Annotated in this window: 15 protein-coding genes; 9 read left to right on the top strand and 6 right to left on the bottom strand. The window is 34.0% G+C overall.

Annotated features, from left to right (window positions below):
• The first annotated feature begins 6 nt into the window (after positions 1-6).
• Together NZ698_RS17510 and secG are read left to right on the top strand one after the other, a co-directional pair.
• The gene (locus NZ698_RS17510; RefSeq protein ID WP_263004539.1) at positions 7-2,052 is read left to right on the top strand and encodes a M16 family metallopeptidase; all 2,046 of its coding nucleotides are present in this window, start codon (positions 7-9) and stop codon (positions 2,050-2,052) included.
• A gap of 123 nt (positions 2,053-2,175) precedes the next feature.
• Positions 2,176-2,523, top strand: a complete 348-nt coding sequence (secG, locus tag NZ698_RS17505; RefSeq protein WP_263004538.1) for a preprotein translocase subunit SecG — start codon at positions 2,176-2,178, stop codon at positions 2,521-2,523.
• Positions 2,524-2,576: 53 nt separating this feature from the next.
• On the opposite strand, the gene NZ698_RS17500 is transcribed toward secG, so the two are convergent.
• On the bottom strand, positions 2,577-3,416 hold the full coding sequence (locus NZ698_RS17500; protein WP_263004537.1) for a glycosyltransferase family 2 protein: 840 nt from the start codon (positions 3,414-3,416) through the stop codon (positions 2,577-2,579).
• A 1-nt stretch (position 3,417) separates the two neighbouring features.
• Entirely contained in the window at positions 3,418-4,029 is a 612-nt protein-coding gene (gene recR / locus NZ698_RS17495) for a recombination mediator RecR (protein WP_263004536.1), read from the bottom strand.
• 162 nt (positions 4,030-4,191) lie between these two features.
• On the opposite strand from recR, the gene NZ698_RS17490 reads away from it, so the two are divergent.
• The 5 genes from NZ698_RS17490 (at position 4,192) to NZ698_RS17470 (ending at position 8,318) form a co-directional block, all read left to right on the top strand.
• Positions 4,192-4,794: an LURP-one-related family protein gene (locus tag NZ698_RS17490; RefSeq protein WP_263004535.1), complete on the top strand. Its 603-nt coding sequence runs from the start codon at positions 4,192-4,194 to the stop codon at positions 4,792-4,794.
• A gap of 59 nt (positions 4,795-4,853) precedes the next feature.
• The gene (locus NZ698_RS17485; RefSeq protein WP_263004534.1) at positions 4,854-5,345 is read left to right on the top strand and encodes a hypothetical protein; all 492 of its coding nucleotides are present in this window, start codon (positions 4,854-4,856) and stop codon (positions 5,343-5,345) included.
• A gap of 192 nt (positions 5,346-5,537) precedes the next feature.
• Positions 5,538-6,983, top strand: coding sequence for an aminoacyl-histidine dipeptidase (locus NZ698_RS17480; RefSeq protein WP_263004533.1), 1,446 nt, complete (start codon positions 5,538-5,540; stop codon positions 6,981-6,983).
• Between the two features lie 118 nt (positions 6,984-7,101).
• Positions 7,102-7,683, top strand: a complete 582-nt coding sequence (locus NZ698_RS17475) for an LOG family protein (protein ID WP_263004532.1) — start codon at positions 7,102-7,104, stop codon at positions 7,681-7,683.
• 29 nt (positions 7,684-7,712) lie between these two features.
• Positions 7,713-8,318 carry a hypothetical protein gene (locus NZ698_RS17470; RefSeq protein ID WP_263004531.1) on the top strand — a complete coding sequence of 202 codons (606 nt, stop codon included), beginning with the start codon at positions 7,713-7,715 and terminating at the stop codon, positions 8,316-8,318.
• Between the two features lie 64 nt (positions 8,319-8,382).
• Here the strand turns inward: NZ698_RS17470 and NZ698_RS17465 are convergent, their stop codons facing one another.
• Both NZ698_RS17465 and NZ698_RS17460 read right to left on the bottom strand, forming a co-directional pair.
• Positions 8,383-8,712 carry a 2Fe-2S iron-sulfur cluster-binding family protein gene (locus NZ698_RS17465; RefSeq protein ID WP_263004530.1) on the bottom strand — a complete coding sequence of 110 codons (330 nt, stop codon included), beginning with the start codon at positions 8,710-8,712 and terminating at the stop codon, positions 8,383-8,385.
• A gap of 89 nt (positions 8,713-8,801) precedes the next feature.
• Positions 8,802-9,857 (bottom strand): NAD(P)/FAD-dependent oxidoreductase, encoded by a 1,056-nt coding sequence (locus NZ698_RS17460; RefSeq protein ID WP_263004529.1) that lies wholly within the window; start codon positions 9,855-9,857, stop codon positions 8,802-8,804.
• Positions 9,858-10,011: 154 nt separating this feature from the next.
• Here NZ698_RS17460 and NZ698_RS17455 point away from each other — a divergent pair, with 154 nt between their 5' ends.
• Together NZ698_RS17455 and NZ698_RS17450 are read left to right on the top strand one after the other, a co-directional pair.
• Positions 10,012-10,782, top strand: coding sequence for a DUF3108 domain-containing protein (locus tag NZ698_RS17455; protein WP_263004528.1), 771 nt, complete (start codon positions 10,012-10,014; stop codon positions 10,780-10,782).
• Positions 10,783-10,982: 200 nt separating this feature from the next.
• Positions 10,983-12,746 (top strand): SdrD B-like domain-containing protein, encoded by a 1,764-nt coding sequence (locus NZ698_RS17450; RefSeq protein ID WP_263004527.1) that lies wholly within the window; start codon positions 10,983-10,985, stop codon positions 12,744-12,746.
• Between the two features lie 521 nt (positions 12,747-13,267).
• Here the strand turns inward: NZ698_RS17450 and NZ698_RS17445 are convergent.
• Entirely contained in the window at positions 13,268-13,912 is a 645-nt protein-coding gene (locus tag NZ698_RS17445; RefSeq protein ID WP_263004526.1) for a response regulator, read from the bottom strand.
• A complete protein-coding gene (locus NZ698_RS17440; RefSeq protein ID WP_263004525.1) occupies positions 13,909-15,564 on the bottom strand; it encodes a sensor histidine kinase in 1,656 nt (551 codons plus the stop codon). Before NZ698_RS17440 ends, NZ698_RS17445 begins: the two co-directional genes overlap by 4 nt.
• Positions 15,565-15,645 lie beyond the last annotated feature (81 nt).

Here is a 15,645-nt window from a genome sequence, read left to right as displayed (position 1 = left end):
TTACAAATGAAAAAGCAATTAACATATATAGCAGTAGCATTTTTATTCACAGGAATGCTTTCTGCACAAAAAATTGACCTTAATGCAATGCCGAAACCGGGACCAACTCCTGCGATCAACATTGCCCAGCCAAAAACTTTTCAGCTTAAAAACGGTTTAACCGTGATGGTCGTTGAAAACAACAAATTACCAAGAGTAAACATGAGCCTTTCTATGGACAGACAGCCTTATTATGAAGGTGATGTTGTAGGAGTAAGCGAAATCATGGCAGATCAGCTTGGTAACGGAACAACAACTTTAAGCAAAGACGAATTCAACAAAAAGATCGATTTTTTAGGAGCAAACTTAGGTTTTAGTACAGGAGGAGCTTCTTCTAACTCACTTTCAAAATATTTCCCTGAAGTTTTAGGTTTAATGGCAGATGCGATTATCAATCCTAAATTTTCAGCTGACGAAATTCAGAAATCAAAAGACAGAGCTATTGAAGGCATAAAAAGTGAAGAAAAAAACGCTTCATCAATCGCTTCAAGAGTTTCTAATGCTTTAATGTACGGAAAAAACACTTCAAGAGGAGAATTTGAAACGGTAGAATCTGTCAACAAAATTCAGTTAGCTGACGTTCAGAATATTTACAAAAAATACTATGCTCCCGATAATGCTTATTTGGTAATCGTAGGTGATGTGAAATTTGACAAGGTAAAACCTTTGGTTGAAAAAGCTTTCAGCAACTGGAAAAAAGCCAATACAACTTTTGCACCTCTAGAACCAGCTGCTAATGTTGCTAAAACTGAAATCAACGTTGTTGACGTACCTTCTGCAGTACAATCTGTAGTTTCTGTAGGGAACATCAATACTTTAAAAGTAAAAGATCCTAATTATTTCCCGGCTACAATCGCTAACTACATCTTAGGTGGTGGTGGTGAAGCGAGACTTTTCATGAATCTTCGTGAGAAAAACGGATTTACTTATGGTGCTTATTCAAGCATGAACGCAAGCAAATATTCTCCTGACTTTTCAGCAGAAGCAAGCGTAAGAAATGAAGTTACTGATAAAGCGGTAAAAGAATTCATGAACGAAATCAACGGAATCTCTACCGTGAAACCTGACGAATTGGCAAATGCAAAAGCTAAATTGAAAGGTAGCTTCATCATGTCACTGGAGCAGCCTGCAACGATCGCAAGATTCGCGGTTAGCCAGAAAGTGAATGATCTTCCAGCTGACTTTTATACCAATTATTTAAAATCAATCGATAAAGTAACTGCTGCAGATGTTTCAAATGCTGTAAAATCTACTGTTTTACCCAACCAGAGCAGAATTTTCATCGCTGGTAAAGCTTCTGATATTTCTGAAGGTTTAGAAAAATTGGGTTATCCAGTAAAATACTATGATACAAACGCAAATCCGGTTGCAAAACCAACTACTCAGAAAGTTGATGCAAGCGTAACTGTTGCTTCTATTGTAGATAAATATATTACAGCAATCGGTGGAAAAGCAAACTTAGCAAAAGTTTCTTCTTACACAATGACAGCTTCAATGTCTATGCAAGGTCAAACGATTGATTTTAAAACTACGAAAGCTCAAGGTGGAAAAGAACTTCAGGTTGTATCAATGGGAGCAATGACTCTTCAGAAACAAATGTTTGACGGTAAAACAGGATATTCTGAGCAACAAGGACAGAAAGTTCAGATGACTAAAGAAGAAATCGCTGACAACCTGAAAAATACTGAACTTTTCGAAGAATTAGGTTTTGCTAAATCTGCTGATTACAAATTAGCAGGGATTGAGAAAATTGGCGGAGAAGATTCTTATGCAATCAAAACTACCGACAAAACTTATTATTACAGCGTAAAAACAGGTCTTAAAACCGGAGAAACTGAAACTGTAAAAGCTCAAGGTCAGGAAATGACAGTTCCTACCGTATATTCTAATTACAAAGATGTTGCAGGTGTAAAAATGCCTTACACAATCACTGTAAATCAGATGGGTATGGACATGACAATGAATGTAAAATCTTACGAAGTAAATCAGGCAAAAGACACTGATTTCAAATAAGAAAATAACAGATCATAATAAAGCGGTGACAATTGTTGCCGCTTTTTGTTTTTAGTGAAATCTTTATTTTGCGGTTCTGTAAAAAAACATTAAATTTGCCCATTCAAAAAGATATTAGAATTAATGGATACTATATTTACACTATTGATGGTTCTTATTATGATTGCCAGCATTTTATTGGTAATCGTTGTTATGGCTCAAAACCCTAAAGGTGGCGGCCTTTCAAGTACATTCGGAGGTGCATCATCTGCACAGTTTGGAGTACAGAGAACCAACGACTTTATGGAGAAGTCTACATGGACTTTAGGAGCGACAATCATCGTTCTTATCTTAATCAGCGTAGTTGTTACAGGGAAACCTAAACAAGCTGCACCGGGAATTCCACCAATGCCAAAAACTGAAGCTCCTGCTAAGCAAACAGCTCCAGCTTCTAAAACTACAGCTCCGGTAAGTGTTCCGGCTACTAAATAAGAAATTATTTTTTCAAGATAAAACAAAAGCAACTCATTAATTGAGTTGCTTTTTTATTTGAGTTTAATGAGCTCTATTTTGTGTCGTAATTTTAAACCTGCTTTCAAAAATGAATATTGCAAAGGTTTGCTTTCACGATAATATTTATCTATAAAAATCTGCATCGCACCGTAAAACCTTTCAAGATAAACTTCATCTTTTATCGTGCTTTCACCTTTATGATGAAGGATTGACGCTTTTCCATAATAATAATTCTGAAAGCCATTTTTTAATAAAGTATAACACAAATCGATGTCTTCACCATACATGAAATACTTTTCATCAAGTCCGCCTACTTTTTGATACAACTCTTTTCTAACAAGAAAAAATGCTCCTGTAATGACTTCTACTTCTGCAATTTCAAATTCGCCGACATCATTTCGATAATATGATTTTAAATTCTTCTTTTTAAAATTAGTAAAAAGCTTTTCAAAAGAATTGAACATATCCGGAACCGAACGTTTGCTCTCTGGAAGAAAATTTCCTTTTGTATCGTGCATTCTTACGCCAAGACATCCAAAATTATTTTTAGAATCAGCAAAATTTAAAATTTCATTTAAATAAAAACCTTCAAGTTCGGTATCCGGATTTAAAATCAAAAGATATTCTCCTTCTGCAGTCTCGATTGCTTTATTATTGGCGACTGCAAAACCTTTATTTTTTTCGGAAGCTATAAATTTCACGTTTGGGAATTCAGGAATGAGATCGCCCCACGAACTGTCAGTAGATTTATTATCAATGACAATCACTTCATAATCAATTTCTTCAGCATATTTTTGAATAGAAAGAAGACAGTTTCTCAGAAGCTGAGTCACATTATAATTAACGATGATGATTGAAAGTTTTTTAGTCATTTTAATCCTTTTCGTTATAAGGAAGTCGGTTGGTGATCGATCTTCCCAAAGAAATTTCATCAGCATACTCCAATTCATCACCAACGGAAATCCCTCTTGCAATACTTGAAAATTGAATCCCTGAGTTTTTGAATTTTTTGTAAATATAATAAGCCGTTGTATCGCCTTCCATTGTAGCGCTCAAAGCAAAAATAAATTCTTTTGCCAAACCTTGCTGTAATTTCTTTTCAATACTTGGAATATTCAATTGATGAGGTCCTACTCCTTCCATCGGAGAAATTTTTCCTCCCAAAATCAAATATTTTCCTCTGTATTTTCCTGTATTTTCAATAGCGATAACGTCACGCACATCTTCGACGATGCAGATCAATTCGTCACTACGTTTTTCGTTGCTGCAGATTTCGCAAATATCAAAATCGGAAAAGTTGTGACATTCTTTGCAGTATTTTATTTCATTCACCAAATTGATGATAGAAGTTCCCAAACTTGTCGCTCTGGAATTGGGTTGTTTAAGTAAATGAAGCGCTAAACGCAAAGCCGTTTTTCTGCCAATTCCGGGAAGCCCGGAAATTTCCTCAACCGCTTTTGCCAATACTTTACTTGGATAATCCATAGAACAAAAATAAGAATTCTAGTTGAGAATTCTAGGATTGAAATGTGCAGAAACATGACATTCTTATTATAAAAATTCAATTATTAAATGTTTTAATCTTTAAATTATTTAAAACCATTATCTTTGATCATCAAAATATTAAACAGAAAAAAATAAACTAAAATGATTCTTAACAACCTCAATTATCCGCTGGATTTTAAATTCAAAATCACCACTTTGGCAAGCGATTTCAACATTACAGACAGAAACGGAAACTATGTAGCTTATGTACGCCAGAAAATGTTTAAGCTGAAAGAAGACGTTATCGTTTTCAATGACGAGAGCAAAACCAAAGAACTTTTCAGAATTCAGGCAAATCAGTGGATTGATTTTAATGCGTCTTACTCTATCAAAGATGCGATCGGAAAAAATTTCGGGAGATTGGCAAGAAAGGGAATGCGTTCTATCTGGAAATCTACTTACGATATTTTAGACGAAAACGACAAAGCTAAATTTACGCTAAGCGAAGATAACGCATGGGTAAAATTTTTCGACGGAATGGTAGGAGAAATCCCAATTATCGGGATGTTTACCGGATATTTCCTGAACCCGTCTTATACAGTAAAAGGGATTGATGGAAAAGAATATTTTAAGCTAAAAAAGATGCCGTCAATGTTTGGAAGAAGATTTCAGCTAGATAGATTGATTGACATTGATGATGAAGACGAAAGTTTGGTGGTTTTATCATTATTAATGATGGTTCTCCTTGAGAGAGCAAGAGGATAAATAGTTATTAGATTTAGCTTAAAACTAAAAGCATTATAATTTCAAATAAATTTCAACAGATGAAATATCTTATCATTTTCTTTTCAGCATTTTTATTGGTTGCCTGCAAGAAGGAAAAAGAAACCGTTTCAGATTCAAAACCGAAAGATTCTGTAAATATCGTTCAGGATTCTGCGAAAACAGATGCTAAACCTGCCAATATTTTGGTGGATATATTTCCTTTCCCGAAAGAAATCAAAGAATGTTCTTGCTACTTTGCGAAGAACAAAGAAGATTTTGAAAACGAAAAATACATTTACGCCGATGATGCGGGGAAAACTGCTTACATGAAGCTCGACGGAAAAAGAATCGCAATGAATCTTTTATCTTCAAGCGACATGGAAGTTGATGAGGAATTGACTAAAGAAATTGAAAATGAGAACTATAAAATTTCCGTGAGAGGTAAAAAGATAAAAACCGAAGAAGTTTTGCTCTTCGAAGGTACTTTGACCATTACAAAACCAGACGGAAGCATTACAACAATGCCAATTTATGGTGAGTGCGGATGCTAAAGCAATAAGCAATAAGCAATAAGCAATAAGCAATAAGCAATAAGCAAAAATACTGCTCCTGAATTTCAGGAGCATTTTTAATTTCATATGTATTTTTTATTTTTTTATTTGTCATGTGCAATCGCCGAGTTTTAGTTGGTATTTTCGTTTCTAAATCATAGCGATTTCGTAATTTTGATAAAAATAAATTTTATGGAACTATCAAACATAGAACCGCAGATTATTTGGAAGAATTTCTCCAAATTGAATGCTGTTCCGAGACCGTCAAAAAAAGAAGAAAAAGTAATCGCTTTCATCAAAGAATTTGGTGAAAATTTAGGTTTGGAAACCACAGTTGATGAAGTAGGAAATGTAATTATTAAAAAACCTGCCACAGCAGGAATGGAAAACCGTAAATCAATCGTAATGCAGTCGCATCTGGATATGGTTTGCCAAAAGAATAACGATATCAATTTTGATTTTGAAACACAGGGAATTCAAATGGAAGTTGATGGCGATTGGGTAAAAGCAAAAGGCACAACTTTGGGCGCAGACAACGGTTTGGGTGTAGCAACCATCATGTCTATTCTTGAAAGTTCAGATATTCCGCATCCTGATTTGGAAGCTTTATTCACCATCGATGAAGAAACGGGAATGACCGGAGCTTTAGGTTTAAAACCGGGACAACTGACCGGACAAATTCTTCTAAATCTTGACACAGAAGAAGATGACGAAATCGACATCGGTTGTGCAGGTGGAATTGACGTAACAATCAGTCAGACTTATGGTACGGAAGCTCCTACTGGACAAATCGTAAGGGTTGAAGTCAAAGGTTTACAGGGAGGACATTCAGGAATGGATATCCACAAAGGTTTCGGAAATGCCAATATTATCTTGGGAAGACTTCTTTATAAAGGTTTGGAAAAAGAAAACTTACAGTTGATCTCTATTGAAGGGGGAAGTTTGAGAAATGCCATTCCTAGAGAAGCTGTAGCTCTGATTTCTGTAAGAAATGCCGGTGAATTCATTGAAGAATTGTCTAATGGCCTGAAAAAACAAATCTTAGAAGAGTTTGCTTCAATTGAAACAGGTCTTCAGATCAATATTGAAAATTCTACAAGTTCTGACAAAGCGGTTTCTGAAGAAAATTCAAAGAAAATCATTTTGGTTTTAAAATCTCTTCACAACGGCGTTTACAGAATGAGTCCAGATGTAGAAAATCTTGTAGAATCATCAAATAATGTTGCAAGAGTTGAATTAAAAGAAGGCAGCTTGAAAATTTTAAACCTTTCAAGATCATCGGTGGATTCGTCAAAAGATTCTGTTGCTGAACAATTGAAATCTGTATCAGAATTAGCAGGAATGAATGTAGAATTCAGTGGGTCTTATCCTGGCTGGAAACCAAAACCAGATTCTGAAATCGTACAGTTAATGGAAAAAATATACACCGAAAAATTTGCAGAAAAACCTCATGTTGTAGCTTGTCACGCTGGTTTAGAATGTGGAATCATCGGTGCCAATTATCCCGATATGGAAATGGTAAGTTTTGGACCGACTATTCGTGGAGCTCACTCTCCGGATGAAAAGGCAAATATTCCTTCAACGGAGAAATTCTGGAGTTTTACGAAGGATATTTTAGCGAATATTCCTTTGAAATAAAATTTTTTTAAAACTAAAATATACTATTTGTCATTCCGCAGGAATCTCAACTGTATTATACATACGGATTTGATTCTATGGAATGACAAATTTAATTTAATAGATATTTGTAATTAAAATGAAAAGCATCACCGTATTCTGCGGATCGAGTTTCGGTTCGGACAATTTATATAAGGAACAGGCAACTTTGCTCGGAAAAACTTTGGCAAAACAAAATATCAAACTTATTTACGGCGGTGCCAATGTAGGATTGATGGGTGCTGTTGCCGACGGAGTTTTATCTGAAGGCGGAAAAGCGATCGGCGTTCTTCCTCATTTTTTACAGTTAAAAGAAATTGCACACAAAGATCTTACGGAGTTGATTTTGGTAGAAACCATGCACGAAAGAAAAACCAAAATGAACGACCTCTGCGACGGCGTCATTGCACTTCCCGGAGGTTACGGAACTTTGGAAGAGTTTTTCGAAATGATTACTTGGGCACAACTCGGACTTCATAAAAAACCAATTGCCGTTTTGAATATTGACGGATTTTATGATGATTTGATTAAATTGGTTCAGACGATGGTGGATAAAGGATTTTTGAAACAGATCAATCAGGAAATGCTTTTGGTGAGTGATACTATTGATGAGCTTTTAGAAAAAATGAGAAATTATCAGGCTCCGACGATTGGGAAATGGATTTCTAAGGAGGAGGTTTAGTATTATAAAATTTTAAAAATCTTTTAATTATGAAATTTAAATATATTCTATTCTTATATCTTATCATCCCAACTATTATTTTTAGCCAAAAAAATTATAAATATTCTTACAACGAGGGTTATTTATTTTTAAAGAAAGCACAAAAGCAGATCAATAAAAACAGTATAAAAAAAGCGAAAATTTTACTTGACAAGGCAAAAGATACAAATTATGGATTTTGTGGCAATGCTTGGTCAAGTGCAAATTCGGAGATAGCACTCATTGAAGCACAAATCTTAAATATTAATGAAAACTTTGACGAATCTTTAAAAATATTAGAGTTAATAGATGGTTGTAGTTATGGTGGCAACTGCATTAAAAGAGATTCTTTAAAAGTAAAAACGTTAATTCTTAAATTCGGAAAAGACAAAGTCAAAAATGCTTTTAAAAATGTTTGTATGATCTCTAAAATCGAAAATGAAGACGACGATGCAATTTATTCGGCTTTCATTAAAGATCTTAATTATAAATTTAATTTTATAAGATTAGACATTTCAGTTTTAGACAAAAATGGTAAACCGCTTGCTAAAAATAATACAGATAATGAATTTTTAAATATTATTCAAAATCAAATTTTCTATTCTTTATTAGAATAAACAAAACACCCCTGAAATTTGATTTCAAGGGTGTTATATATATATTTAGACAATCAAAATCTGTTTAAGGATAAGGAGCAATCTCCACTTCAAGATCTTCCATTGCATCTGCAATATGAAGCTGACAACCCAATCTGCTGTTTGGCTCTACATGGAAAGCTTCACCAAGCATGGCATCTTCTTCGTCACCCATCGGCTCAAGTCCCGGATCTTTTATGACGTAAACCTGACAAGAAGCACACATTGCCATTCCGCCGCAAACTCCGATAGTTCCCTCTTCCGCCAATTCGTATGAACGGATGATTTCCATCAAATTCATCGACATATCTGTAGGAGCTACGATATCGTGAGTCAATCCTTCTCTGTCTGTGATTCTTATATTTATATCACTCATTTTAATAAATGTTGTAAGTTTATGGTTGATCGTTGTTGGTTTTGAGAAATGTATTAACTAAAAACCATCAAACAAAACCCGAAACCAAATTAATCTATCTTTTTCACAACTGCTTTCTTAGCTTCTTTACGGCTACCGTCAAAACCATCTACTCCACTCACTGTTGTATATTTTAAAACGAATTTTTTACCCGGGTTTAGTCTGTTATAAACACTCTGACACATCAAAGTCGCCTCATGGAAACCACAAAGAATCAACTTCAATTTTCCAGGATACGTGTTGATATCGCCTATTGCGTAGATTCCTTCAATATTGGTTTGGTAATCTAAAGCATTATTCACAACGATTGCATTTTTCTCAATATTCAATCCCCACTGAGCAATCTCTCCCAACTTAGGAGTCAGTCCGAATAATGGAATGAAATAATCGGTTTCGATATCGACAGGTTCTTCTCCGTCTCTGACAACGGTGATTGCTTCTACTTTTCCGTCACCTTTTATTGCAGTAACTTCGGCAGGAGTAATCAGTTTAATTTTACCCTGATTTTTTAAATCCTGAACTTTTTCTACAGAATCCAAGGCTCCACGGAATTCGTTTCTTCTGTGGATCAAAGTCACTTCACTTGCAACATTTGACAAGAAAACACTCCAGTCTAATGCAGAATCTCCACCACCTGCGATCACCACTTTTTTATTTCTGAAATGTTCAGGTTCTTTTACAAAATATTCAAGACCTTTCTCTTCATAATCAGCAACATTGTCCATTGTAGGTTTTCTAGGCTCAAAAGTTCCCAATCCTCCTGCAATTGCGATCGCTTTACATCTGTGAACGGTTCCTTTATTCGTAACAACTTCAAACCATTCTTCATCAACTTTTTTATAAGAAACTGCTGTTTCGCCTAAAGTGAAACCAGGCTGAAACTGCTTGATCTGTTCCATTAAATTATCTACCAATTCCCCTGCGTTTACAGACGGATAACCAGGAATATCAAAAATTGGTTTTTTAGGATACAACTCTGCCAATTGCCCTCCAGGTTGCGGAAGCGCATCGATAATATGGCATTTCATTTTAAGCAAACCTGCTTCAAATACAGCAAAAAGTCCCGTTGGTCCCGCTCCAATAATCAATATGTCTGTCGTTATCATAATATATAGATAATTTAATTGTATGTAGCTGCAAATTTACTAATTTTAATGCGAAGCATATTTAATTGAACTTAAATAAAAAACTGAGATTTATCAAATCTCGTACGTATAAAAGCAGTGTTTTATTTGGCAGTGTTTTTGTAAAATTTAAATTATGAAGAAATTATTTTATATAACGGCAATATTTGTTTTCTTTCTAGGTCATAGCCAGATAACGAATATCAATGATGGAGAATCTTTAACACTGCGAATTCACTACGGATTTCTGACTGCAGGATCAGCCAATCTTACGGCAAAAAAGACAAACTATAAAGGCGTTCCGCATTTGTATGTAAAAGGTACCGGCTCAACAAGCGGAGCTGTAAAGGCTTTTTTTAAAGTAGAAGATTTATATGAAAGCTACATTAATATGCAGACAGAACTTCCAAGTTTTTATGTAAGAAATGTAAAAGAAGGAAGCTATTCACAACATTTGCAAACAGTTTTCAATCACGATAATAATACTTTAGTTTTAACAGATAAAAAAAATCCTGCCAATGGTTCTAAAACTATAAAATCTGCAAAAGGAGTTCAGGATATGCTTTCATGTTTCTATTTTTTAAGAAGTAAAACTCCTGCTGAACTGAAGACCGGAACAGTTTTCAATATGAATGTATGGATTGATGATGAGATGTTTCCGTTTCAATTAAAAGTGGTGGGAACTGAAAATTTAAAGACAAAATTTGGGACAATCAATGCCTTAAAAATAATCCCGTCAGTAAAAAGCGGAAGAGTTTTTAAAGAAAAAGAAGGCGTGACGATGTGGGTTTCGAATGACGCGAATCATATTCCTTTATTACTAAAAGCTGAATTGGCTGTAGGTTCTTTGAAAGCGAGTATTGATGATTTTAAAAACGTAAAATATCCTTTAAAATTTATTAAATAATCATTACCTAAAAAAAATACTAATGTCGATAATTTCATTATCGGCATTTTCTATTGTTAATAATTTTGTTTCCATTCATGAAATATTTTATGCGCTGCATTATATTTTAGCCTATAAAACTATTCCCTACCTATTCAAATTACTATATTTGTTATGTTATTCTTAGCATAAAATATCATAACACTAAAACACAAACTTAGATGGTGATTACAATATATTCGATCAGGAATTGTCTTGCCGGAATTTTAATATTTACTTCAAATTTCATTTTCGGACAGGCAGTTACAAGAATTTATACAGATTTCAACACTTATTGGGATTCTCAGGTAAATAATTCCGTTGCTCCTACTACAAGTCACAATCTTCTGGCGTTCTCGTGGAATGGAAATACATATTCTACAGGTGTAAATGATGCGAGATTGACTACAAATTCTGTTGGTTTTGTACCTCTAATTTTTCAGGCATTTCCTGCATCTTCTTCACCAACACCTAATGGAAATACTTACATTGGTGTTGCAAGCAACTACGGAGGCGGTGACGGAAATATTACTCCGGTTCCTGTAACAAATAATCTTCTGTCATACATAACAGACGGAACTCAGGGTTTAGATATCGGAACGGCAATTTTCAATTTTCCTGCATCAAGCCAAATACAATATCAGATTTCTGACATCAACCCAACTTCTATCGGCGATGGAATTCCTGATATTATTTTCACACAAGTCGGTCAGGTTGGTGATGTAAATGATATTTATAATTTTACAAATGCGTCTAATGTTTTAGTAGGAAATCCTGTCAGTATCAACTTTTCGACATCAATTCCTTCTGTTGCAAATGGCAGATATAAATTCTACAGTCCGGCAAATCCTACACCAACTTACCAATCGGGACTTTATGGATTAAGACCTTTGAGAATGATGGCTTTTGACTGGAGTGATTTTGGAATTACCTCTGCCAATGCTACTTCAGTAAAATATTTTATTCAGAAATTTTCCGGAGTGAGTGATATTGCTTTTACTGCATATAATAAATCATCGATGGGAGTTGTGCAATCTATTTCTGGATCTGTATTTAATGATAATAATGCAGGAACTCCCGATGGAAACGGCTATTCCGGTGCTACTGTACGATTATATAATTCTGCAAACGTTTTAATAAATACTGTTACGACAGGTTCAAATGGAGTTTACATATTCCCAAATGTTTTTCCGGGAAGTTATCAAATAGAGCTCGAAACTCCTTCGGGATTTACCATTGTTGGTGCAACAGACAACAACACGGATAATCTTATTAATGTAACTTTAAATGATGTTGCTATTCAAAATCAGAATTTCGGAATCAATCAACCTCCGACCGCGAATAACGATATTCAAGGTGGCGAAAAAAATACTGCAATTACCATCAATCTCACTACAAATGATGTTGATCCAAACAGCGGATCGGTAGTTCCTTCTTCTATAAATCTTATCCCACCTTCTGGAGCGACATCAATCGTAACAGTTAGTGGAAATGTTAAAGGCTTTACAATTTCAGGAACCGGAACATGGAGTTTGAATTCATCGGGCGTATTAACTTTTACTCCGGTAACCGGTTTTGTGGGTAATATTCCTGTTACAGGTTATACAATTTACGATACAGCAGGATTGATAAGTAATACAGCAAATATTATCTTAACTATTTATAAATACTGTACAAAACCCGGAACCACAGGTATTTCTTCAAATCCAACAAAATTTGGAATTTCAACACATTCTGTAAAATTATCATCATGGCCGGAAAGTATTCCAAACGGATTTATAGCATTGGAATCAAATACAAAAGGATTTGTAATTACTCGCGTTCAAAATTCAACATTAATTACAGATCCGAAAGAAGGAATGATTATTTATGATATTGCAGCAAACTGTGTAAAACTATATGCAAATAGTGTCTGGAAATGCATAGCTAGAGATTGCAATGAATGAAAATAATAAGAGCGATTTCTTTGCAGAGATCGCTCTTAAAATATTAAGGTTAATTATAGTTAAGTTTATTATTTGACAATTATTAACCTTTCAATAAAATTCAGTTTCCTGAATTTTCCTGTATCTGTCACAGAGCATCAAGCTCTGCGACTATACTAAGGATTACAACAATTGTGTTTTTTTAGAATCTTGACGAATTTCATTTCGAGTTTAAGTAAGTTTTACAGAGTCTTATCAACTCTGCAAAAACACTACTTTGGCTTTTTTTCTCATTTGTGTTTCTACCTCCCCAAATCAAATTCTCAATTTCAATGTAATAAATCTTTTTCAAGCATCTCTGTTTTTAAAAGATCATTTGTGACATTTATCTTGAAACAAAAATACCAACATATCACTATATGATTCTTAAAAATCAAATAGATAAATGTCGCATCGTTTGTAGATATTTATCTACAAATTTGACGAGGTGAGAAGTTTAGATTTAAAAATCTTTAGAATTAATTAAAAATGAGAGTGAAATATTATTGATGGTTTTTGACCAATTCAATCAGTTCGACAATATTTTCAACTTTTAATTTTTCGAAAATACGCTTTTTGATCGTGCTTACGGTATTTTGTTTAAGATCGAGAAGGTTCGCAATTTCAAGATTTCCATTTCCTTTTGTATAGAGTTCTGCAATCTGCAATTCTCTTTCTGTAAGACCATACAAAGGATTGATCAGTTTTCTGTCTCTGAAAGAATTCATCAGTAATGCCTGCGTTGCGGAAGAAAGATATTCCCCATCGTTTTTCATTTTGAGAATCGCTCTTTTTATTTCTTCCTCCTCGCTTAGCTTACTTAAAAAACCATTTGCTCCGGCGTTGATAAATTTAAGCGAATGGGTACTTTCATCAATTCCAGTAAAAATCAGAATTTTGGTTTCCGAACGTATTTTTTTTATTTCAGGCAAAACAGTCAGACTGTTTCCGTCGGGAAAATGAGCATCAATGATTGCAATATGAATAGGATTTATTTTTATGACTTCCAGTGTCTGCTGCAGATTGGAAGCATGAAAAACTACGTGCTCCAAAGATAAATCTTCCAACAGAAAAGCGATTCCCTGTCTTATCAGACTGTGATCATCTGCAAGAAGAAAATTTAATGAAGTATTGTCTGGATGATTCATTTATTGATCTTTAAATTTAGAGAAAAAGAAACTGTAGTTCCTTCATTTAACTCGCTGTCAACCGAAATATTACCCGAGTATAATTCAACAAGCTCTTTACATAAGCTCAAACCAAGACCTGCACCCAGATTTTCAACCTCATCAGAAATAATTCCCTGATAATAAGGTTCAAATATTTTTTCTAAATCAGATTTAGAAATTCCTACTCCGGAATCTGTAATCTGGGTAACCAATGCAACTGTATTTTCGTCAATAGGTTCTGCGGAAGTTCTCACTGTAATTTCGCCGTTTTCGGTAAATTTATTGGCATTTCCGAGAATATTCATAAAAAGCTGGTTGATTTTTGTGCAGTCAGAATATACAACAAGATCAGGATTGATAGTTTTATGAATGATAAATTTATTGTTTCTCGTTTGAATATAGGGCTCAATAGAATTTAATATCGAATCAATTTCGTTACTAAGATTAAAAACAGCAGGAATCAATTTATTTTCAACATGCTGATTTTTCGTGTATTCAAGAATCTGATTTGCCTGCATCAGCAAAGTATTATTTGTAAAACTTATTGATTTTAGATATTCTTTGATACTGTCGTCGGTAGTTTTTTTGTTAATTCTGTTAATGAAAATTCCGATGATTTTTAATGGTGATCTCAATTCATGACTCAACATTCCCAAAATTCTGTTTTTGAAGTTAAGATTTTCTTTAATTTGTCTGTTTGCGGCATTCAGTTTTCTTTCATAAATAAATGCTATTCTCGTAAAGTACATGATCAATACAGAAACAATAAACATTAAAATCATTAATCCTAAAATAAGATATTTTCTGATTTTATTACTTTCCGAATTTTGATCTGCGTATTCTTTTTCAAGATCAGATTTAGAATTTTTAACAGCAAATTCATAAACACCCATCAATTCATTACTGTAAACCAAAAGATGATTGAAGGTTGTGTAAAGATTGTTAGATTTGCCTTCATCCTGCTTTCTGATAATATTATATTGTATCTTTTTGACTTCTTTAGAATAATGATTGTTGACCAGATTCATCACACTGTCCAGCTCAGTTTTCATTCTTGTTGCCATCGGTGTTACGCCGTTCTTTACAGTAACAACCACACTATCTTTACGTACATTTTCTTTTCCTGATATTGCATCTCCCAAACGTCCGAATAATCCTTTCTTTTTTACGGTATCGGTGTAAGTTTTTTTCTGTACTTCAAATTTATCTAAGTTAAAGTCATAATCAAACCTTTTAAGCTTAGGCAGTTCATCACGGATTTTAAGATTTGAATTTGTTGATAATTGAGAGGTTGAATCAACAAGAAATTTTAAATTTTTGATTTCTAAAGTATCTTTTTTCAGAGAGGTGAAAATATTTCTCAGTTTCGGACTCTGATATCTGAAATGATTGATGCTGTCTAATTTTTTTGTGAGTCTGTCGACAGAATTAAAGTAAGATTTTAAATGACCATTATCATTCGTAACCACATATTGTTGGAAAAAACCTTGTGCATTTACAAGTTCTTTTCTCGAATCATCTGTTAAATTTTCTAGTTGGCGAACTTCCTTTAGTTGGTTTTCAATGAAAGTTAAGTTTTTCCTGTTGACAAATTCGTTATAGAAAAATGCGGCTATGGTTACTTGTATCAACAGAATACATGAAATAAGAGAATAAAGTACAATTTTTCTCAACTTAAAATTCAACCCCTTTTTAAACATTCTTTGTGTAAA

This window comes from Chryseobacterium edaphi, assembly GCF_025628985.1.
Lineage (GTDB): Bacteria > Bacteroidota > Bacteroidia > Flavobacteriales > Weeksellaceae > Chryseobacterium > Chryseobacterium edaphi.
This window is presented reverse-complemented; position numbering and strand designations above follow the sequence as displayed.